16 protein-coding genes and 1 tRNA gene are annotated in these 21634 nt (G+C 66.2%); 4 read left to right on the top strand and 13 right to left on the bottom strand.

Going from position 1 to position 21634, the window contains the following annotated elements; all coding sequences use genetic code 11:
* Nucleotides 1-14: 14 nt before the first annotated feature.
* From QZV81_RS08845 to QZV81_RS08835, 3 genes are read right to left on the bottom strand one after another with little or no spacing between them, the layout of a single operon-like run.
* Nucleotides 15-788, bottom strand: a complete 774-nt coding sequence (locus QZV81_RS08845; protein WP_292835926.1) for a glycerophosphodiester phosphodiesterase family protein — start codon at nt 786-788, stop codon at nt 15-17.
* A complete protein-coding gene (locus QZV81_RS08840; protein ID WP_292835923.1) occupies nt 785-1837 on the bottom strand; it encodes an SPFH domain-containing protein in 1053 nt (350 codons plus the stop codon). The genes QZV81_RS08845 and QZV81_RS08840 overlap by 4 nt, the downstream gene beginning before the upstream one ends.
* Nucleotides 1834-2340 carry an NfeD family protein gene (locus tag QZV81_RS08835; protein WP_292835920.1) on the bottom strand — a complete coding sequence of 169 codons (507 nt, stop codon included), beginning with the start codon at nt 2338-2340 and terminating at the stop codon, nt 1834-1836. The genes QZV81_RS08840 and QZV81_RS08835 overlap by 4 nt, the downstream gene beginning before the upstream one ends.
* Before the next feature lie 148 nt (nt 2341-2488).
* On the opposite strand from QZV81_RS08835, the gene QZV81_RS08830 reads away from it, so the two are divergent.
* Nucleotides 2489-3253, top strand: coding sequence for an SDR family oxidoreductase (locus QZV81_RS08830; protein WP_292835917.1), 765 nt, complete (start codon nt 2489-2491; stop codon nt 3251-3253).
* A 56-nt stretch (nt 3254-3309) separates the two neighbouring features.
* Here QZV81_RS08830 and QZV81_RS08825 read toward each other — a convergent pair whose 3' ends face one another.
* Nucleotides 3310-3861 (bottom strand): DUF308 domain-containing protein, encoded by a 552-nt coding sequence (locus QZV81_RS08825; protein WP_292835914.1) that lies wholly within the window; start codon nt 3859-3861, stop codon nt 3310-3312.
* Between the two features lie 182 nt (nt 3862-4043).
* Between QZV81_RS08825 and chrA the strand changes: the two genes are divergently transcribed.
* Entirely contained in the window at nt 4044-5243 is a 1200-nt protein-coding gene (gene chrA / locus QZV81_RS08820; RefSeq protein ID WP_292835911.1) for a chromate efflux transporter, read from the top strand.
* A 48-nt stretch (nt 5244-5291) separates the two neighbouring features.
* On the opposite strand, the gene QZV81_RS08815 is transcribed toward chrA, so the two are convergent.
* The 4 genes from QZV81_RS08815 to polA form a co-directional block, all read right to left on the bottom strand.
* On the bottom strand, nt 5292-6053 hold the full coding sequence (locus tag QZV81_RS08815; RefSeq protein ID WP_292835908.1) for an SGNH/GDSL hydrolase family protein: 762 nt from the start codon (nt 6051-6053) through the stop codon (nt 5292-5294).
* A 33-nt stretch (nt 6054-6086) separates the two neighbouring features.
* Complete coding sequence (locus tag QZV81_RS08810) at nt 6087-7124, bottom strand: LLM class flavin-dependent oxidoreductase (RefSeq protein WP_292835906.1); 1038 nt, start codon at nt 7122-7124, stop codon at nt 6087-6089.
* A 60-nt stretch (nt 7125-7184) separates the two neighbouring features.
* The gene (locus tag QZV81_RS08805; RefSeq protein WP_292835904.1) at nt 7185-8861 is read right to left on the bottom strand and encodes a DUF885 domain-containing protein; all 1677 of its coding nucleotides are present in this window, start codon (nt 8859-8861) and stop codon (nt 7185-7187) included.
* A gap of 235 nt (nt 8862-9096) precedes the next feature.
* Nucleotides 9097-11736: a DNA polymerase I gene (gene polA / locus QZV81_RS08800; RefSeq protein WP_292835901.1), complete on the bottom strand. Its 2640-nt coding sequence runs from the start codon at nt 11734-11736 to the stop codon at nt 9097-9099.
* Nucleotides 11737-11800: 64 nt separating this feature from the next.
* On the opposite strand from polA, the gene QZV81_RS08795 reads away from it, so the two are divergent.
* On the top strand, nt 11801-12241 hold the full coding sequence (locus QZV81_RS08795; RefSeq protein ID WP_292835898.1) for a hotdog fold thioesterase: 441 nt from the start codon (nt 11801-11803) through the stop codon (nt 12239-12241).
* An 11-nt stretch (nt 12242-12252) separates the two neighbouring features.
* Here the strand turns inward: QZV81_RS08795 and QZV81_RS08790 are convergent, their stop codons facing one another.
* Entirely contained in the window at nt 12253-12873 is a 621-nt protein-coding gene (locus QZV81_RS08790) for a response regulator (protein ID WP_292835894.1), read from the bottom strand.
* A 34-nt stretch (nt 12874-12907) separates the two neighbouring features.
* Here QZV81_RS08790 and QZV81_RS08785 point away from each other — a divergent pair.
* Nucleotides 12908-12990 (top strand) — tRNA-Leu (locus tag QZV81_RS08785).
* Nucleotides 12991-13047: 57 nt separating this feature from the next.
* On the opposite strand, the gene pyk is transcribed toward QZV81_RS08785, so the two are convergent.
* The 4 genes from pyk to lgt are packed head-to-tail and all read right to left on the bottom strand — an operon-like array spanning nt 13048 to nt 21605.
* Nucleotides 13048-14496, bottom strand: a complete 1449-nt coding sequence (gene pyk / locus QZV81_RS08780) for a pyruvate kinase (protein ID WP_292835891.1) — start codon at nt 14494-14496, stop codon at nt 13048-13050.
* A 51-nt stretch (nt 14497-14547) separates the two neighbouring features.
* Nucleotides 14548-16014 (bottom strand): glutamate synthase subunit beta, encoded by a 1467-nt coding sequence (locus tag QZV81_RS08775; RefSeq protein WP_292835888.1) that lies wholly within the window; start codon nt 16012-16014, stop codon nt 14548-14550.
* Entirely contained in the window at nt 16007-20590 is a 4584-nt protein-coding gene (gene gltB / locus QZV81_RS08770) for a glutamate synthase large subunit (RefSeq protein WP_292835885.1), read from the bottom strand. The genes QZV81_RS08775 and gltB overlap by 8 nt, the downstream gene beginning before the upstream one ends.
* A 52-nt stretch (nt 20591-20642) precedes the next feature.
* Complete coding sequence (gene lgt / locus QZV81_RS08765) at nt 20643-21605, bottom strand: prolipoprotein diacylglyceryl transferase (protein WP_292835882.1); 963 nt, start codon at nt 21603-21605, stop codon at nt 20643-20645.
* Between the last annotated feature and the right edge of the window lie 29 nt (nt 21606-21634).

Here is a 21634-nt window from a genome sequence, read left to right as displayed (position 1 = left end):
AAGGGCATGGTCGCTCATGCGCGTCTTGCGACTGCGCGGAGGGCCAGGTCCGCTCGGTCCGTCACGAGGCCGTCGACGCCCTGGTCGAGCAGCCGGTCCATGTCCGCGGCATCGTTGACGGTCCACACGTGAATCTCCACCCCGACCGCGTGAGCGGCATCCAGCAGGCGCTGCGAGACGATCCGGAGCGGCCCCTGCCGCTCGGGCAGCTGAAGCGCATCGATGTTTTTCAGCGCACGACGGACGAGTGAGGTCGACCCCGTCGCCGAGGCCGCTAGCGCCCGCATCACACCCGACCGCCCAGGCGAGGTTGCCGGTTCGCCACCCCGCGCTCGCGCGCTGGCGAGAGCCGCGCGACGGCGTTCATCAGAGAAGCTGGTCAGCAGTACGCGATCGGCGTGAGGCGCGACGATCCGACCGACCGATTCGGCGGCGGAGGCCGCTTTGACGTCGAGGTTGAACCGCAGGGTCGGGAATGCTGTCATCGCGTCGGCGGCAGTGAGGAGCCCCCCGCGATGCGCCATGATCCGCTGCAACTCGTCGTGAGTCACGGCGGCGACAGGGCGGGGGTCATTCGCCACGCGACGGAGGTCATCGTCGTGGAACAGCACCACGACTCCGTCCGCCGTGATGTGACAGTCTGACTCGACGTAGCTCGCCCCGGCGGCATGGGCGGCGGCGACTGCGGCAATCGAGTTCTCGACGACATCCTCCGCATCCAGGGGAACGAAGCCGCGATGAGCGAGCACGCGAGGGGCTGCGGACGCCGCGAACCAGGGATGCGTCACGGGGATGATCGAGGCCCGCCCGGAATCGTGTGCTGGACCGTCGAGATCTGCTCCGCTGCGCTGGTGGCTTCCCGCGCGGCCGCTGCCGCCTCCTCTGCGGCTTCGCTCCCCTCGTCACTGCCGGCGCTGCGCGGAGGCGGAGTGGACCCGGGGACGCGGCCCCCGAAGGCGTCAGCGATGCCGTGAAGGGCTTCGGTCAGCTCGCTCGGGATGATCCAGAGCTTGCTCGATGAGCTCTCCGCGATTTTCGGCAGCGTCTGCAGATACTGGTAGGCGAGCAGCTTCTCATCGGGCTGGCCCACGTGGATGGCATCGAAGACCATCTTGATCGCTTCGGACTCGCCCTGTGCGCGCAGCACGGCGGCCTGCTTCTCGCCCTCGGCGCGGAGAATGTCGGCTTGGCGGCGCCCCTCGGCCTCGAGGATCTGCGACTGCTTCGAGCCCTCGGCGGTGAGGATCACTGCGCGACGATCACGCTCGGCACGCATCTGCTTCTCCATCGAATCCTGAATCGAGTGCGGCGGATCGATCGCCTTCAGCTCGACGCGCGAGACCCGGATGCCCCATTTTCCTGTTGCTTCGTCCAGCACCAGCCGGAGCTGGCCGTTGATCTCGTCGCGACTCGTGAGGGCTTCTTCGAGGTTGAGGCCACCGACGACGTTGCGAAGGGTCGTGGTGGTCAGCTGCTCCACGGCGCCCAGGTAGTTGGCGATCTCATAGGTGGCCGCGCGGGCATCCGTCACCTGGAAGTACACCACGGTGTCGATCGACACGACGAGGTTGTCCTCGGTGATCACCGGCTGCGGCGGGAAAGAGACGACCGTCTCGCGCATGTCGACCAGCGGGCGGAGCCGGTCGATGAACGGTACCAGCAGGTTCAACCCGGGGGAGAGGGTGCGCTGATATCGACCCAGCCGCTCGACGACCCCGGTGTAGGCCTGCGGGATGATCCGAATCGACCGGAAGATGACCACGATCACGAAGATCGCGATGACGACGAGCAGCACGATGATGAAAATCTGCCCGGCAAAGGCTGCGGCATCGATCATTCGCCGACGCTCCTTTCGGTGGGGTTGCCCGCGGCTTCCGGCGTGACCTCGACGGTGGCGCCGCGCACTGCGGTGACGAAGGCACGGGTGCCGATCGGGATGTCACCTTCGGCACCGGCCAGCTGAGCGGTCCACTGCTCGCCGTTGTCGAGCCGCACCGAGCCGCGCCCGTCGACGAACGGCGCGACGACGCGGGCACCCATTCCATAGAGCGCGTCGACGTTGGTGGGCTGCAGCGTGCTCGAGCGATGCAGCACCCGCAACAGCAGGGGGCGGATGGTGAACAGCAGCAACGCCGACACGATGGCCGCCGCCAGCACCTGGAGCCACCAGGGTCCGCCGAGCAGATTCACGCCGAGCCCGCCGATCGCAGTGCCGGCGGCGAGCATGAGAAACGTGAACTCGAGGGTCAGCAACTCGACGATGACGAAGAGCAGAGCCAGCACAAGCCAGGCGATCCATAGGAATTGCGAGAGGTCGGGCAGCACGTCCGCTCCCTTCATCGGTCCTGCTCGAACCATAACACTTCATCCCCGGGATGCCGTGGGCATGGCCCGCACGGCTTCGCGGTCGGTTGGTAGTGTCGAAGGGATCTGGCGAGAACGCCGGCATCCGTCATCGTCATCGTCATCGTCATCGCAGGAGTTTTTCATGTCTCAGCCCATCCCCGCCGGCACACTCAGCGGCCGGACTGCCCTCGTCACCGGGTCGTCGCGCGGAATCGGAGCGGACACCGCGCGGTATCTGGCCCAGGCCGGTGCGAATGTCGTCATCAACTACCGGAACAAGGCGCCACGCGCCCAGAAGCTCGCGACCGAACTCGGCGCACTGGGCGTCGAGATCCTCGTTGTCGGCGCCGACCTCACAGACGAGGGCTCGGTCACGGCGATGATGGAGGCGATCGCGGAGACCTTCGGCACGCTCGACATCCTCGTCTTGAACGCTTCTGGCGGAATGGAGTCCGGCATGGGGGAGGATTACGCACTCGCGCTGAACCGCGACGCGCAGCTGAGCGTTCTGTCCGCGGCCTTGCCGCTTCTGCACGATGGTTCGCGCGTCGTCTTCGTCACGAGCCACCAGGCGCATTTCATCCGCACGACGCCCACGATGCCCGAATATGAGCTCGTGGCGCTGTCGAAGCGCGCGGGGGAGGACGCCCTTCGCGCCCGCATTCCCGAGCTCGCCGAACGCGGAATCGATTTCGTCGTGGTATCGGGAGACATGATCGAGGGGACGATCACAGCGACGCTTCTTGAGCGCGCAAATCCCGGCGCGATCGCTTCCCGCCGTGATTCCGCCGGAAAGCTCTACAACGTGTCAGAGTTCGCGGCCGAAGTCGCCCTTGCCATCGTCGAGCCGATCGCGACGGACCATACTCGGCTGGTCGGCGACGTCAGCTTCTTCGGCGCGGAGTGAACCCACGCAGAACCCCCCCCGGGGCCGAGCTCCGCGGCGTTCTGCGTGGGAGCGGACTACTTCCCGAACGAGAACGCCCGGAAGATCTGGATGACTCCGAGGACGAGTGCCGAGATGCCGAGCAGCCACCACAGCACGGCAGCGCCCCAGATGGGTGAGAAGAGCAGGCTGACACCCGCGATGAGCGAAATGAGCGCAAAGAAGATCGTCCACCCCTTCGAGGGCGCGACTCCCAGGGTTGAGAGCGAGACGACGCCCTCAATGATCCACATGATGCCGACAAGGATGCCGATGAACGCAGCGAGCCAGGCTTTCGTGGCACCCAGGTTCGTGAACGCGATGATACCCGCGGCGACGAAGAGGAGGCCGAGGATGATGTGGCCGATGCGCGACCACCCGCCCTTGGTCGCAGAGAAGACGCCGAGCGCGGCATAGACGAGGCCCGCGACGATCGCGTAGATCGCGATGATCGCCGCAACGACCATGGCGGTCTTTCCCGGCCAGACCAGGATCAGGATGCCGAGGACGACTGAAAGCGCGCCGCCGAGGCCGAGCGCCGTGCGGATGCCGTTGGTTGCGGCTTTCTCGAGGGTGGGTTCGGAAGTCATGAGAGTTCCTTTCTGAGAGAATCCTGTCAACGATGACACCTCAGAGTATCGCTCGGACTCGTCTTTCGAGTGGAATTGAGTGGTTGCCGGGGGAGGGAGCGAGAGCGGGCGGTTCGGATGCCGGTAATCCAGCCTGGATAGGGTGGCCGGCATCCGAACGGGAGAGGGCCGAAATGAGCCAGATGACGACAACGTCTGGGCGCAGCAGCGTAGGGGAGGTCTTCCGTGTCTTCCTGAGGCTCGGACTGACCTCGTTCGGCGGACCGGTCGCGCATCTGGGCTACTTCCGGACCGAGTTCGTGGAACGTCGCGGGTGGATGGACGACCGTGACTACGCGGACCTCGTGGCGTTGTCGCAGTTCTTGCCCGGACCGGCGTCGAGTCAGGTGGGCTTCGGCGTGGGATTGCTGCGGGCCGGTGCGTGGGGCGCCGTCGCCGCCTTCGTGGCGTTCACGCTGCCGTCGGCGGTGCTCATGGTCGCGTTTGCGTACGGTGGGGCTTTGCTTTCCGGTCCGGTCGGCGAGGGAATGCTGTCGGGCCTGAAGATCGTCGCGGTTGCCATCGTCGCTCAAGCGGTCTGGGGAATGGCGCGCACGCTGACCCCCGACGCCCGTCGTGCGGGGATCGCCGTAGTCGCACTCGTGTCCGCAGCGCTGGTGGCGGGATCTGCGGGGCAGATCCTGGCGATCCTGATCGGCGTGATCGGCGGTGTGCTGCTGTGCCGCTCGGAAGTGGTGCCGGAACCCGACATGCTCCGCTTCCCGGTGGCGCGTTGGGTTGGCGTGGCCAGTCTGGCGTTGCTGACCCTCGTGCTCGTCGCCGGCCCGATCCTGGCGGCGGCAACCGGGAACGGTGCCGTCGCACTCTTCGATGTCTTCGCTCGCGCCGGCGCGCTCGTGTTCGGAGGTGGCCACGTGGTTCTTCCGCTGCTGCAGGCGGGCCTCGTCGACCCGGGCTGGGTGACGGGCGCCGAGTTTCTCGCGGGGTACGGAGCGGCACAGGCGATACCGGGACCCCTGTTCAGCGTCGCCGGCTACCTCGGCGCGATCGCCGACGTCGGGCCGGGCGGCGTCTGGGGCGCCGTGATCGCGTTGGTCGCCGTCTTCCTGCCAGGATTTCTTCTCCTTATCGGCATCCTGCCCTTCTGGAATGGATTCCGTCGCCGGGCGTGGGCGCAGGCGGCGATGCGCGGCGCGAACGCCGCCGTCGTCGGCATTCTGGCAGCGGCGCTGTACGCGCCGGTTTTCACGACGGCCGTCACGGGTGCGGCGGAGTTCTCTCTTGCGGCGGCGTGCTTCGTGCTCCTCACGGCGTGGCGGCTGCCGCCCTGGGCGGTCGTCCTCGTGGGCGCAGTGGGCGGCGTGCTGGTGGCGCTTCTTTGACGAATCCCGTTCCCGCCGATAATGCACATTATGTCAACATGCGGAGCGTCAGGAAGCGGGCACGTCCACCCACTGGCCGCCGGATTTCGGCTCGCGGAGGTCCCCCGTGGAGGTAGCCGTCAGGCGACGACGGAACCATGGACCGAGGTGCTCTCGGAAGTACTCCCCGCGACTGAGCTCACGCGCGTGCGGAAGCTCGGGCAGTGACCACCACGGGTCCGGAGCTTGTTCACCCAGCGCGTCGAGTACGCGTGCGGCAACGCGGTGGTGTCCGCGGCTGTTCATGTGCAGCCGATCCTCTGACCAGAACGATGCGCCGCTCAGAACGTCATCCGGCCAGTTCAGGGCGCGTATGACGTCGGTGCGGTCCCCGATCCGTTCACTCACCGCGGCTGACATCAGGTCGCCGCGCCGTTGAATGAGGCGACCCATCGGCAGCTGACCCGACGGATTGGCACCAGACAGCTGGACCAGGCGAACGCCCTCCTCGTCGCACCGGCGCAGCACGTGCGTGAAGCCGTCGGCAAGGTCCTCGATCGAGGCGCGCAGCCGAAGCATGTCGTTTCCGCCACCGTTGAACGACAGGTGTGTCGGCTTGAGCGCGAGCGCCGGCTCGAGCTGCTGCTCGATGATCGGCCGGAGGAGCTTGCCGCGGATCGCCAGGTTCGCATACTGAATGGGGTTCCCGCGGGACGCCGCCCACCCTTGAGCGACGAGGTCTGCCCACCCGCGCACGGTGCCGTCCTCCCGCTCATCGCCGACACCCTCGGTGAAGGAATCGCCGATGGCCACGAACCGCACAGCATCCACTGCTTCAGCGTAAGGCACGACCCGACGCGTCGGTCAGCTCCCTCCGAGCATGTCAGCCACCAGCGGCGCGACGCGTGTGCCGTAGAGCTCGATCGAGCGCATCATCCTGGAATGCGAGAGTGTTCCGTTGGAGTACTTGAGGTCGAAGCGGTCGGCGCCCAACGCCGACACGGTCGCGGCGATCTTTCGGGCCACGGTCTCGGGCGAGCCCGCATAAACGGCCCCTTGCGGGCCCACGTCGTTCTGAAACTGCAGCCTGCTGTACGGCGGCCATCCGCGTTCGGCGCCGATTGTGTTGCGGTTCGCCTCCAGCGCGGGGTACAACTCTTCCCAGGCCTGTTCGTCGGTCTCGGCGATGTGACCGGGAGAATGTGTGCCCACCGGCAGCCGCGCACGGCCGAACTCCTCAACCGACCGGTGGAACAGATCGACATACGCACGAAAACGCGCCGGAGCGCCGCCGATGATGGCGAGCAGCATGCCGTAGCCGTAGCGAGCGGTGCGGACGACCGACTCCGGGGATCCGCCGACCCCGACCCACGCGGTGATGCCGTTCTCGGTCTTCGGGTACACGTCGGCGCTTCGCAGCCCGGGTCGGGTGGTGCCCTGCCACGTCACGGGCTTTTCGAGCAGCAGCTGTGAGAAGAGATCGAGCTTCTCCTCGAACAGCACCTCGTAGTCGGAGAGGTCGTAGCCGAAAAGGGGGAATGACTCGGTGAAAGACCCGCGCCCGAGGATGACCTCCGCGCGCCCCGCAGACACAGCGTCCAGAGTGGCGAAACGCTCGTAGACGCGAACGGGATCGTCGCTGGAGAGTACGGTCACTGCGGTGCCGAGGCGAATCTGCTCCGTGCGCGCCGCGGCGGCAGCGAGCACGATCTCGGGGCTCGAAATCGCGAACTCGGGACGATGGTGCTCCCCCACACCGAAGAAGTGCAGCCCGACGTGGTCGGCGAGAACCGCTTGCTCGACCGTATCGCGGATGGCGCGGGCATCGCTGACCCGGTGACCGTCCTCGTCGATCGTGATGTCGCCGAACGTGTCCAGTCCCAGCTGCAATGAAGAAGTCATCGATCGCTCTTTCTATTCAAATGAATCTAACTGGGGTGTCGTGATGGTATTCCGTTCGGGTCAGGATTGTCCGAGAGCCATGCGCAGCGTGTCGAGTCCGACTCCCCCGACTGCGAGCGCCGCCCTGTGGAAATCCTTGATGTCGAAGTCGGCGCCCGCTCGCTCCGCGGCCTCGTCGCGGATGTGCTCCCAGATGCGCTGACCGACCTTGTAGGACGGCGCCTGGCCCGGCCAACCGAGGTAGCGATTGACCTCGAATTGGATGAACTCGTCCGACATATTGACGTTCCGACGCATGAATGCCAGGGCATAGTCCGCGTCCCACGTGCCCCTGCCGTCGAGGCGCGGTTTCTGAAGATGCACGCCGATGTCGAGCACGACACGGGCGGCGCGCATGCGCTGGCCATCGAGCATCCCAAGGCGGTCAGCGGGGTCATCGAGATATCCCAGCTGTTCCATGAGGCGCTCGGCGTACAGCGCCCACCCTTCCGCGTGGCCGCTCGATCCGGCGAGCAGCCGCCGCCACGAGTTGAGCTCCGCACGGTTGTAGACGGCCTGCGCGATCTGCAGGTGGTGGCCGGGAACGCCCTCATGATAGACGGTCGTGAGTTCGCGCCACGTGTCGAAGGAGTCGACTCCCTCGGGAACGGACCACCACATGCGTCCGGGTCGCGAGAAGTCGTCGGTCGGACCGGTGTAGTAGATGCCACCCTCGTTGGTCGGCGCGATCATGCACTCGAGAGTGCGAATCGGCTCGGGGATGTCGAAGTGCGTCTTGCCGAGTTCTTCGACTGCGCGATCACTCGTGGCCTGCATCCACTCCCGGAGAGCGTGGGTCCCGTGAAGCTTGCGGCCGTCATCTGCTTCGAGGAAGGCCACGGCCTCTTCGACGCTCGCGCCGGCCCGGATCTCGTGGGCGACGGATTCCTGCTCGGCGACCATGCGTCCCAGCTCCTCGATGCCCCACTCATAGGTCTCGTCCAGATCGATGGTTGCGCCCAGGAAGCGTCGGGAGTGCAGCGCATACAGGTCGCGGCCGACGGCATCCTTCTCCGACGCCATCGGAGCGAGTTCCGAGCTGAAGAACGTGGCGAGCTGGTCATAGGCGACACGCGCGGCGTTGGCATTGTCGGACAGTTCACGCGCGAGGGAGGCCGGCAGGTGGCCGTCCGCGGGCGACGCTTCTCTGACGAACGACGCGAAGAAGCCGTTGTCGGCGGTGTAGCGCGCGATCTGGATGGCGACCTCGGTCACCTGTCGGCGCGCCGGCACGACCCCCGACGCAATGCCTTCACGGAGTGTCGCGATGTACCCGTGCAGCGCGCCCGGAACGGCTTTCAAGCGGGTCGCGATGATCGACCAGTCATCCAGCGTCTCCGTCGGCATGAGATCGAAGACACTGCGCAGATCCTGCGGGGGTGAAGCGATCACGTTCACGTCTCGCAAGTGCGAACCCGCGTCGTGCAGCGCAATGTCCAACTCGAGCTCGGACGACAGATCCGCTTTCGTCACCACGTCGACGTGGTCGACCGGATCGGCGGTCCGCAAGTCCGCAAGCGTCCCCCGCGCGGCGTCGAGCCGCCGCTCGACGCCGGCCGGCGACAGATCGTCGAGCCGGTCGTTGTGCTCGAAGCGCCCGATGTAGGTCGCCAACCCCGGTGAGAACTCGGCCACGGTGTCGACCCAGGCCTCGGCTATGGCATCGATCGGTGTCGGCGTTCGCTGTGCGTGTGTCATGCCCACGAGCCTACGACGGTGCGGACGCGGCCACGGGGCAAGCGCGGTGTCACCGTCTGGTCTTGCGCCGGCCGTGTCCCACTTTCGGCCGGTTCCACGGGACGGAAGCGACCGAAAGTGGGACACGGTGCGCCGAAGGTGGGACACGGCGCGCAATGGGAGCGCGCGGGAGTGACACCTGGTCGCGGTCGGGTGCGATGCAGGCGGATGCCGACGCGGCTGCGCCGCCGCGGGGTCAGTGCCCCGCGACGTCCCAGTTCGGGCCCCGACCGATCTGGACATCCAGCGGAACCGACAGCTCGGCGGCGTCGCCCATGCGATCGCGGACGATGCGCTCGACCTCGTCCCACTCCCCCGGTGCCACCTCCACCAGGAGCTCATCATGGATCTGCAGGAGCACGCGGGAGGCCAGGCCTTCCGCTCGCATCTCGTCGTGGATGCGGAAGAGCGCGATCTTCATGATGTCGGCCGCGCTGCCCTGGATCGGCGCGTTCAGTGCCGCGCGTTCGGCGTTCTCGCGGAGAACCCGGTTGGGACTGGCGAGATCGGGGAACGGACGGCGGCGACCGAAGATCGTCTCGGTGTAGCCGTCGATGCGGGCTTGCTCGACAGACGAACGCAGATAGTCACGCACCGCGCCGAAACGGGCGAAGTACTCCGTCATGAGCAGCTTGGCCTCGGATTGGTCGATGCGGAGTTGCTTCGACAGGCCGAATGCGCTCAGGCCGTAGACCAGCCCGTAGGACATGGCCTTGACCTTCGTGCGCATCGCCGGCGTCACATCGGCCGGATCGACACCGAAGACACGAGCACCGACGAAGCGGTGAAGGTCCTCACCCGACCGGAATGCTTCGACGAGCCCGGGGTCGGCCGACAGGTGTGCCATGATGCGCATCTCGATCTGCGAGTAGTCCGCCGTCAGCAGGGTTTCGAAGCCGGCGCCGACCTCGAAGGCGGCACGGATGCGGTGAGACTCCTCATTGCGGATGGGGATGTTCTGCAGATTCGGATCGGTGCTCGACAGTCGACCGGTCTGGCTGCCGGTCTGCACGTAGGTGGTGTGCACTCGCGCGTCGCTGCCTATTGCCGCGTCGAGCGACTCGATGATCTGTCGAAGCTTGGTCGCCTCGCGATGCTCGAGCAGCAGGTTCAGGAACGGATGCGGGTGCGATTCCTGCAGGTCGGCGAGGACCGCGGCATCCGTGGAATAGCCGGTCTTCGTCTTGCGTGTCTTGGGCAGTTCGAGTTGCTCGAAGAGCACCTCCTGGAGCTGCTTGGGCGAGCCGAGGTTGACCTCCCGCCCGATCTCGGCGAAGGCCTGCTGGGCGATCAGCTCCGATCGTGCACCGAGTTCGACGGAGAACGTCGACAGCTTCACGTGCGAGACGGCGACTCCGGCCAGCTCCATGTCGGCGAGGGTGTCGAGGGTGGGCAGTTCGATGTCGGTGAGCACGGTCGCGAGGGTCGCCGGCAGCTCGGCCCGCATCGCGGCGGCAACGCGCAGGGTGTACCAGGACAGCTGCCCCGCTGTCGCTCCCTCGGTCTCGGGGACCAGCTGAGTGGGATCGGCTTCGGGGAGCTTCTCGTCCAGATATCGGTCGACGAGGTCGGCCAGACCCTTGTCGGGGAAGCTCGGGCGCAGGAGCCAGCCGGCGAGCACCGGATCGAACACCAATCCACCGAGGCGTACCCCGCCGCGCCGGAGCGCCTTGACCTGCGGTTTCGCATCGGCCAGCACTTTCGGCGCCGGGCCGGCGAGCCACTCCGCCAAATCGGACGCGATGGGTTCCGACCAGGCCACTTCGGCGGCGGCGTCTGCACTGGCAAGGCCGATGCGCGCCGGCAGTCCGCCGATGATGGTCACGGTGAGCGCGATCTCGCCCGGATGGCCGGCGACCCATACACCCAGCGCGGGCCCCTCGAGCTCGACCGGGCTCGGCGCATCGACGGTGGGCGGCCCTGAGGGAGCAGCTGCGTCTGGTCCGGTCCCGATCGCGTCGAGAACTCGCGGAAGCAGTGTCTTGAACTCGAGCCGAGCGAACACATCGCGCACGGCCTGGGTGTCGATGGGCTGCATCGCGAGGTCAGCCGGCCCGGCGGGCAACTCGACATCGCGCAGCAGCGCGTTCAGCGATCGGTTGCGACGGACGTCCTCGAGATGGTCGCGGAGATTGTTCCCTACGACGCCGGGGACCTTGTCGGCATTCGCGATCAGCGCGTCGAGCGTGCCCCACTGCGTCAGCCACTTGACGGCGGTCTTCTCCCCCACTTTGGGAACTCCGGGCAGATTGTCGCTCGTCTCGCCGACCAGCGCGGCGATGTCGGGATAGTTGGCCGGTGGCAGACCGTACTTCTCGATGACTGTGTCGGGCGTGTAACGCTTGAGCTGAGAAACCCCCTGTACGCTCGGATAGAGAAGGGTGACGTCATCTGTGACGAGCTGGATCGTGTCACGGTCGCCCGAGCACACCAATACGTCGAAGCCCTGCTCGGCGCCCTGGGCCGCGAGGGTCGCGAGGATGTCGTCGGCTTCAACACCCTCTTTGGTGAGAACCGTGACGTTCATCGCCTGCAGGCACTCCTGGAGGAGCGGGATCTGGCCCGTGAACTCGGGCGGAGACGTGACCCGGTTCGCCTTGTACTCGGTGTAGACGTCGGTGCGGAAGGAATGCCGCGAGGTATCGAAGGCGACCGCGAGGTGGGTCGGCTTCTCGGCCTTGAGGAGGTTGACGAACATCGAAAGGAACCCGTAGATCCCGTTGGTGTGCTGGCCTTCTTTGGTCGTGAAGTTGTCGACTGGAAGCGCGAAGAAGGCGCGGTACGCCAGCGAGTGTCCGTCGACGACGAGGAGGGTAGGCTTTCCGGGGTCCGTCACCCTGCAACTCTAGACGCGGGTGCCGACACCGAAACTGCCTCCACAGAAAGCCCGAGGACGACCGATGACCGCTGAGTCCACTTCCTCCGAGACCGCGAACAACGGTGCGCCGAGGGTAGCGCAACGCGGGAAGAGCGCCCTCGCCGACAAGATGGGGATCGAGTTCACCGAGTTCACCGTAGAGCGGTCCGTGGCCACCATGCCCGTGGAGGGCAACACACAGTACGTCGGGCTCATGCACGGGGGTGCATACGTCGTGCTCGGTGAAACACTCGGATCCATGGCGGCGAACCTGCACGCGGGTCCCGGACGCCTCGCCGTCGGCGTGGACATCAACGCCACGCACACGCGATCGGCCAAGAGCGGCGTCGTCACCGGTGTCTGCATTCCGGTGCACCTGGGGCGCAGCATCACGGTCCACGAGATCGTCGTCTCGGACGATCAGGGCCGCCGCTGCTCTACGATCCGCATCACGAACATGATCAAGGATCCGTCCACGGCCTGACTTGAGTCGAGTCAGGCTTTCTTCGCGGAGAGCTGCTCGATGATCGCCTTCGCGACATCCTGCATCGTCAGGCGGCGGTCCATCGACGCCTTCTGGATCCACCGAAACGCTTCGGGTTCAGTGAGACCCATCTTCTCGTTGAGCAGTCCCTTGGCCCGGTCAACGAGCTTGCGCGTCTCGAAGCGCTCGACCATGTCGGCCACCTCGGCCTCGAGCGTGATGATCTGCTCGTAGCGGGCCAGCGCGATCTCGATGGCCGGCAGGAGGTCATTCGGCGTGAAGGGCTTGACGACGTAGGCCAGGGCACCGGCATCGCTCGCCCGCTCGACGAGCTCCTTCTGGCTGAATGCGGTCAGCAGGACCACCGGGGCGACGTGGTTCTTCGAGAGCTTCTCGGCGGCGCTGATGCCGTCGAGCACAGGCATTTTCACGTCCATGATCACGAGATCCGGGCGAAGTTCTGTTGCCAGCTGCACGGCCGTCTCGCCATCCCCCGCTTCGCCGACGACGTCGAACCCGTTGTCGCGGAGGATCTCGACGATGTCCAACCGGATCAGCGACTCGTCCTCGGCGACGACGACGCGCCGCGGGGCCGATGCCGTGGGTGCTGCGTTCCGCTCCTGCTCAGTCATCACTGAATCCTACGGTATCGTCGATCAGGCACACGCCGGTGTGGCGGAATGGCAGACGCGACCGACTCAAACTCGGTTGACCGCAAGGTCGTGTGGGTTCGACTCCCACCACCGGTACGAGCAAGACGGGGGATGCCGGGGCTCCTGTCATCCCCCCGTCTGGGCACGGTCGCGCTACTGTTCCGCTTTGTAGATCGGCGCCTTGCCGTGGACGGCATCGCCGATCCGGTGGATTCGGATGTCGTTGGTCGTGCCCTCGATGCCGGGAGGGGATCCGGAGATCACGACGACCTTGTCTCCCTCGGCAGCAAGGCCGCCCTTCAGGAAGAAGTCGTCCACCTGAAGGAACATCAGGTCGGTGTGCGCGACGTGATCGACGAGTGTGGATTGCACACCCCAGGTGAGGGCCATGCGCCGGCGGATCGCTGGGTCGGTCGCGAACGCCATCATGGGGATGCTGGGACGCAGACGAGACATGCGTCGTGCCGTGTCGCCGGACTCTGTGAAGATGCAGATGAACTTCGCCTCGACGAATTCGGCCACCTCGTTGGCCGCAAGCGTGATGATGCCACCCTGTGTGCGGGGCCGCGCGGTCAACGGGTGGATGCGGTCCATGCCGTGCTCTTCTGTCGATGCGATGATGCGGGCCATGGTTTCGACGACGACGACCGGGTACCTGCCGACGCTGGTCTCGCCCGAGAGCATGACCGCGTCCGCACCGTCCAGAACGGCGTTGGCGACGTCGCTGGTCTCGGCGCGGGTAGGCACCGGATTCTCGATCATCGTCTCGAGCATCTGGGTCGCAACGATCACCGGCTTGGCCATGCGACGGCAGAGGTCGACCGCGCGCTTCTGGACGATGGGTACGGCTTCCAGCGGAAGTTCCACACCCAGGTCACCGCGGGCGACCATGATGCCGTCGAAGGCGTCGATGATCTCTTCGAGGTTGTCCACCGCCTGCGGCTTCTCGATCTTTGCGATGACGGGAACCCTGCGACCCTCCTCCGTCATGATCTCGTGGACACGGGTGACGTCGGCGGCGTCGCGGACGAACGACAGCGCAACGAGGTCGCAGCCTCGTCGGAGACCCCAGCGCAGATCGGACTCGTCCTTCTCCGAGAGCGCCGGGACGCTCACCGCGACTCCGGGCAGGTTGATCCCCTTGTTGTTCGAGACAGCGCCTGCGACGAGAACCTTCGTCGTGACCACGGTGCCGTCTACGGCAGTGACCTCGACGCGCACCTTGCCGTCGTCGATCAGCAACTGGTCACCGGGCGAGACGTCGCCCGGAAGACCTTTGAAGGTCGTCGAGACGATCTCCTTCGTGCCGGCGATGTCATCGGTCGTGATCCGGAAGACATCATCGACGGCGAGATCGTGCGGCCCATCGGCGAACTTGCCGAGGCGGATCTTGGGGCCCTGCAGGTCGACGAGGATGGCGATGGCACGCCCCGCGTCGTCTGCGGCCTTGCGCACGTTGGCCCAGCGGGCATCGTGCTCGGCGTAGTCGCCGTGACTCAGATTGAATCGCGCCACGTCGACGCCCGCATCGACGATGGCGCGAACCATCTCGTATGTGGAGGTGGCGGGTCCCAGAGTGGCGACGATCTTCGCGCGTCTCACTTCACTGACTCCGATCGGTCGTTCTTAGAGTGTCTCGGGGATGGTGCGAGCCTACGCGGGGAGCACGCCGATGGCCATGTCGCGCGGAGTGACCGGCGAGGGCAGGGTGGTGCGTCCCATCAGGTACTCGTCGACGGCTGCGGCGGCCGCGCGGCCCTCCGCGATCGCCCAGACGATCAAGGATTGACCACGGCCGGCGTCCCCCGCGACGAAGACGCCGGATGCCGCCGACTGGTAGTCGTCGCCACGATCCACGTTGCCGCGGCCGTTGAACACGGTGCCGAGCTGATCCTCCAGGCCGGCGCGCTCGGGGCCGGTGAAACCCATTGCGATCAAGACCAGGTCCGCGGGGATCTCGTGCTCGGTGCCGCTCTTCGGAACGCGGCGCCCGTCGATGAACTCCGTCTCGGCTACGCGAACGGCGCGTACTTCGCCGGCGTCGTTGGAGAGGAACTCGACCGTCGAGGCGAGGTAGGTGCGCTTGCCTCCCTCTTCGTGCGCGGACGAGATCTCGAAGACGTGCGGGTCCATCGGCCAGGGCTGGTGCGGTGGGCGCTCGTCGGGCGGCTGCGTGCCGATCGCGAGGTTCGTGACGCTGAGCGCGCCGTGACGGTGCGCGGTGCCGATGCAGTCCGCACCGGTGTCGCCGCCGCCGATCACGACCACGTGCTTGCCTTCGGCGTGGATCTGGTGCGGCACCTGATCGCCGGCGACCGCCTTGTTCGATTCGACCAGGAACTCCATCGCGAAGTGGACCCCGGCGAGGTCGCGACCCGGGATCGCGAGATCCCGCGGAAGCGTCGACCCGGTCGCGATCACGACGGCGTCGTAGCGTGTCCGCAGATCGCCCCAGGCGATGTCGACCCCGATCTCCACCCCAGCGCGAAATCGAGTGCCCTCGTCCTGCATCTGGCGCAGGCGCGAATCGATGTGGCGCTTCTCCATCTTGAAGTCGGGGATCCCGTACCTCAGGAGGCCGCCGATGCGATCATCGCGCTCGTACACGGCGACCGTGTGCCCCGCTCGAGTGAGTTGCTGTGCGGCAGCGAGCCCCGCCGGGCCCGAGCCGACCACCGCGACGGTCTTGCCCGTGAGACGCCCGGGCGGTTCGGGCTCGACCCAGCCGTGCGCGAACGCCTCGTCGATCGTCGACACCTCGATCTGCTTGATCGTCACTGCGGGCTGATTGATACCCAGCACGCACGAACTCTCGCAGGGGGCCGGGCACAAGCGTCCGGTGAACTCGGGGAAGTTGTTCGTCGCGTGCAGGCGCTCGATCGCCGCGCGGCCCTCGCCCCGCCAGATGAGGTCGTTCCATTCCGGGATCAGATTGCCCAGTGGGCAGCCCCTGTGGCAGAACGGGATTCCACAGTCCATACAACGCCCGGCCTGGCGACGCAGAACCGCACTGTCGCCCGGCTCGTACACTTCTTTCCAGTCCATGATGCGCACCGGAACGGGCCGGCGCGCGGGAAGCTCGCGCTGAGTGACTTTCAGAAATCCCTTGGGGTCAGCCACCGGTCACCTCCATAATGCGGGTCCAGACGACATCACCGTCGGGGTCGAGCCCCTCGGCGACCGCATCCTGACGGGTCTGCAACACCGCGGCGTAGTCTCGCGGCAGGACACGGACGAAGTTCGCGGTCTCGGCCTCGAAATCGTCCAGGATCCGCGCAGCCAGCGCCGATCCGGTCTCGGCGACATGCTGCTCGAGCAGATCGCGGAGCATCTCGACATCGCCCGAGCCGAGTTCGAGGAGTTCGAGCTCACCCGTGGCGAGTGCCTCGCGGTTGACGAGGCTTCGGTCAAGCTTGTAGATGTAGGCGGTCCCGCCGGACATCCCGGCGCCCAGATTTCGCCCGGTCGTGCCGAGGATGATGGCCAACCCTCCCGTCATGTATTCGAGTGCGTGGTCACCGACTCCCTCGACGACCGCTGTCGCGCCGGAGTTGCGAACCAGGAAACGCTCCCCCACAACACCGCCCAGGAACATGCTTCCCTGTGTCGCGCCGTAGCCGATGACGTTGCCGGCAATGACGTTCTGCGACGCATCGAAGGCAGCCGCGTGGGGCGAACGGACCACGATCCGGCCACCGGAGAGACCCTTGCCGACGTAGTCGTTGGAGTCGCCCGCGAGACGGAGAGTGATCCCGGCGGGCAGAAAAGCTCCGAAGGACTGGCCGGCCGACCCCGTGAGGTTGACTTCGATCGAGCCGGATGGCAGGCCGTTCTCACCATGAGCGATCGTGACATGATGCCCGAGCATTGTTCCGACCGCGCGCTCCGTGTTGCGGATCGGAAGTGAGATCTCGAAGTGGCCGCCGTGGGTGATGACGTCCTGAGCCTGCTCGATCAGCGGCACGTCGAAGTGATTCTCGAGTTCGTGGTCCTGGCGCCGGGTGTTGCGCCGTGGTGCCTCGGGAGCGAATACCGGGCCTTGCAAGACGGGTGAAAGGTCCAGCCCGCTGGCCTTCCAATGCTCGACCGCGTGGTTCACGTCGAGCAGCTCGTTGTGACCGACCGCTTCCTCGAGGCTGCGGAACCCGAGCTCCGCGAGGTACTCTCGCACTTCCTGGGCGATGAACTCCATGAAGTTGACGACGAACTCCGGCTTTCCGGAGAACCTCGAGCGCAGCACCGGGTTCTGCGTCGCGACGCCCACAGGGCAGGTGTCGAGGTGGCACACGCGCATCATCACGCATCCCTCCACGACGAGTGCGGTTGAGGCGAAGCCGAACTCCTCCGCGCCCAGCAGGGCGGCGATGATGACATCGCGGCCGGTCTTGAGCTGTCCGTCGGCCTGCACGACGACCCGGTCCCGCATGTCGTTGAGCATGAGTGTCTGCTGGGTTTCGGCAAGGCCGAGTTCCCACGGGGTGCCCGCGTGCTTGAGGGAGTTGAGCGGGCTCGCGCCCGTACCGCCGTCGTGTCCGGAAACGAGGATCACGTCGGCGAGCGCCTTCGCCGTCCCTGCTGCGACGGCGCCGATGCCGGATTGGCTGACGAGCTTCACGTGGACACGAGCCGCCGGATTGGCGTGTTTGAGGTCGAAGATCAACTGTTTGAGATCCTCGATGGAATAGATGTCATGGTGCGGTGGCGGTGAGATCAGGCCCACGCCGGGTGTGCCACCGCGGGTGCGCGCGATCCACGGGTAGACCTTCGCGGGCGGGAGCTGGCCGCCCTCCCCGGGCTTGGCGCCCTGTGCGAGCTTGATCTGGATGTCGTCGGCGTGCGTGAGGTACATACTCGTGACACCGAAGCGCCCAGAGGCCACCTGCTTGATGGCGCTGCGGCGCTCGGGATCGAGGAGCCGGTCGACGTCTTCGCCTCCTTCACCGGTGTTCGACTTGCCTCCGATCCGGTTCATCGCGATCGCGAGCGTCTCGTGCGCCTCTTTCGAGATGGAGCCATAGCTCATCGCCCCGGTCGAGAAACGCTTGACGATCGATGACACCGGCTCGACCTCATCGATCGGCAGGGCGGTTCGCGCGCCGGTGCGGAGCGCGAACATTCCGCGGAGCGTCTTCAGCTCGGCGGACTGATCGTCGACGAGCTTCGTATACTCGCGGAACACGTCGTAGCGACGCTCGCGTGTCGAATGCTGTAGGCGGAAGACCGTTTCTGGTGTGAAGAGGTGCGGCGCACCGTCGCGGCGCCATTGATACTCTCCGCCAGTCCAGAGCCGTTCGTGTGCGCGCGCGGCACCATCCTCGGGATACGCGTAGGCGTGGCGCGCCTGGTTCTCGGATGCGACCTCGGCGATGCCGATGCCACCGAGCTTGGTCTCGGTGCCCGTGAAATACTGGGCGACGAACTCCTCTGACAGACCCACCGCTTCGAACGCCTGCGCGCCCGCGTACGACGAAACGGTCGAGATGCCCATCTTCGACATGATCTTCAGCACGCCCTTGCCGAGCGCGTAGATCAGGTTCGTCACCGCCTTCTCGGGCGAGATTCCGGTGATGAATCCGGCGCGCACGAGATACTCCACGGTCTCCATCGCGAGATAGGGGTTGACCGCCGATGCGCCGTAACCGATGAGAGTGGCGACATGGTGGACTTCGCGGACGTCGCCGGCTTCCACCACAAGCGCAACCTTCATCCGGTTCTCCTGCCGGATCAGGTGGTGGTGCACCGCCGACACCATGAGCAGCGACGGAATCGGGACGAGATCCTTGTTCGAGTCGCGGTCGCTCAGGACGATGAACTCGGTACCGTCCTCGATCGCGGCATCCACCTCGGCACACATCTCCTCGAGGCGGGTCTGCAGCGCGTGCGGGCCTTGATCGGCGTGATACAGGCCGCGGACGGTCACCGAGCGACGGTCTGGCAGCGCCTTGTCGATGTTCTGGAGCTTGGCGAGTTCGTCATTGTCGATCACGGGGAAGTCCAGCGTGATGGTCTTCGTGTGATCCGGACCCCACGACAGGAGATTCCGCTCAGGTCCGAGGCCGACCGCGAGGGACGTCACGACCTCTTCACGGATCGAGTCCAGCGGCGGGTTGGTGACCTGCGCGAACTGCTGCGTGAAGTAGTCGAAGAGCAGTCGTGGACGCTCACTGAGCACCGCAATCGGTGCATCGGATCCCATCGCGCCCAGCGGCTCCGCTCCGTTCTGCCCCATCGGCGTGAGGAGGATGCGCACTTCCTCTTCTGTGTAGCCGAAGGTGCGCTGGCGACGGGTGATCGAGGCGATCGGGTGCACGATGTGCTCACGTTCGGGAAGATCCTTCAGGCGCACCCGGCCGGCATCGAGCCATTCCTGCCACGGCTCCTGCCCCGCGAGTTGCGCCTTGATCTCGTGGTCCTCGATGATGCGCTGCTGCGCCGTGTCGACGAGGAACATGCGGCCCGGCCGCAGGCGCCCTCGCCGCTTGATGCGCGCGGGCTCGAAATCGAGCACCCCGGTCTCGCTGCCGATGACCACGAGCCCGTCCGTGGTCTCGGTCCACCGTCCCGGTCGCAATCCGTTGCGGTCCAGGGTCGCACCGACGAGCGTGCCGTCGGTGAAGATGAGCGCGGCCGGACCGTCCCACGGCTCCATCTGCATCGAGTGATAGTCGTAGAACGCGCGCAACTCGGGGGTGATGTCCGATTGCTTCTCGTACGCCTCCGGAACCATCATCATGATCGCGTGAGGCAGGCTCCGCCCCGTGAGGGTCAAAAGCTCCAGTACCTCGTCGAACGAGGCCGAGTCGCTCGCGCCGACCGTGCAGATCGGCAACAGGGGGTGGATGTCGCCGATCAACTCGGACTCGAGCTGCGACTGCCGGGCGCGCATCCAGTTGCGGTTGCCGCCCACCGTGTTGATCTCTCCGTTGTGCGCCAGCATCCGCAGCGGTTGAGCGAGCGGCCATGACGGGAACGTGTTCGTCGAGTACCGCGAGTGCACGACGGCCAGCTCGCTCTCGAAGCGCTCGTCCTGAAGATCGGGGTAGAACGGCTCGAGCTGCAGTGTCGTGACCATGCCCTTGTAGCCCAGTGTCCGGGCGGACAGCGAAACGAAGTACGCGTCGTGTTCGCGGCGCGCACGTTTGCGCAGTCGGTACACCCGCCGGTCGAGTTCGATCCCGCTGAGGGCGGGGGCGTCTCCGACCGGAGGACGCGAGACGAACAGCTGTTCGAACGCGGGACGCGCGTTGTAGGCGAGCTTGCCGAGGTGCTGCTGCTCGGTCGGCACGACGCGCCAGCCGAGAACCGTCAGGCCCTCGGCGAGCGCGATCTCCTCGACACCGGCCTTGATCTTGCCGCGCGCAGTCTCATCGAGCGGGAGGAAGGCCATCCCGGCTGCGTATTCGCCAACCGGAGGAAGTTCGAAATCGACGACCCGACGGAGGAACGCATCCGGCATCTGCGTGAGGATGCCTGCTCCGTCACCGGTTCCGGCATCCGAGCCGATCGCTCCGCGGTGTTCCAGATTGCGGAGGGCCTCCAGCGCCAGCTCAACGATGTCATGACCCGCATGGCCGCGAAGGGTCGCGACCATCGCCAGTCCGCAGGCGTCCTTTTCGAAGGCCGGGTTGTACATGCCCTGCTTGGCGGGGAACGCCCCTCCGGCGATGTCGGCACTGCTGCGCGGGCTCGCTTGCATGGCAACCGTCCTCACTCTTGTGTCAAGTCGGGACGACGTCGGCCCAGGTGCGTTACGTGGCGGCGCTTGTGGCGGTGCCTTCGCTGACCACGGACGCGGGGGGTGGGCTGACGTCCACGAAGTCATCGATGTTCTGTGAGTGTACCGCCCCCTCGGGCGACCATTCGCGTCCGCGCTCGTAAGGGGACGGCTCGAGACCGGGGTGCCGGCGCCGTTGTACGAAAAAGATCGTGAGTCCGATGACGAGTCCGAAGATCGCTGCCCATACGTTCGTGCGAAGCCCGAAGAACACCTCACTCGGATCGATGCGGATCGACTCCCAGACGATTCGTCCGGCGGAGTACCAGGCGAGGTACAGACCGAACAGCCGGCCCCACTGGAGACGGAACCGGTTGCCGGCCCACAACAGGAAGAGGACGCCGAGGGAGTTCCAGATCACTTCATACAGGAACGTCGGGTGGAAGAGTGTGCCCTCGGGCAGGCCGGCGGGCCACGCGGGGTTCGGGTAGTCGATCTGCAGACCCCACGGCAGCGCGGTGGGCAACCCGAACAGCTCCTGGTTGAACCAGTTGCCGAAGCGGCCCATGGCCTGGGCGAGCAGGAGCCCGGGGGCGAGGGCATCGGCGAAGCTCCAGAACCGGATGCCGGTCCACCTGCACCCGAGCCACGCCCCGATTGCGCCGCCGATGAGTGCGCCGAAGATCGCGATGCCGCCTTCCCAGATGAAGAAGATCGCCCAGATGTTCTTGCCTTCACCGAAGTAGAAGCTCGCGTGGGTCAGCACGTGGAAGATGCGCGCACCGATGATGGCGAGCGGAACGGCCAGGAGGGAGATGTCGATGACCACCCACGGCTCCCCGCCGCGCGCGGTCAGACGCCGGTTGGTCATGATCGCGGCCACGACGATGCCGGCGAGGATGCACAGGGCGTAGAAGTGGATGGTGAACGGACCGAGCGGGAAGGAGCTGATGCCCGGGCTCGGGATGGAGGTCACGACGGCGACAGAGGAGAGCACGAGGGCAGTCTACTTCGCCGGGAAACGGG

This window comes from Microbacterium sp. (assembly GCF_011620665.1).
GTDB lineage: Bacteria > Actinomycetota > Actinomycetes > Actinomycetales > Microbacteriaceae > Microbacterium.
The sequence above is the reverse complement of the archived record's forward strand: the minus strand, read 5'-3'. Positions and strand labels throughout refer to the sequence as shown.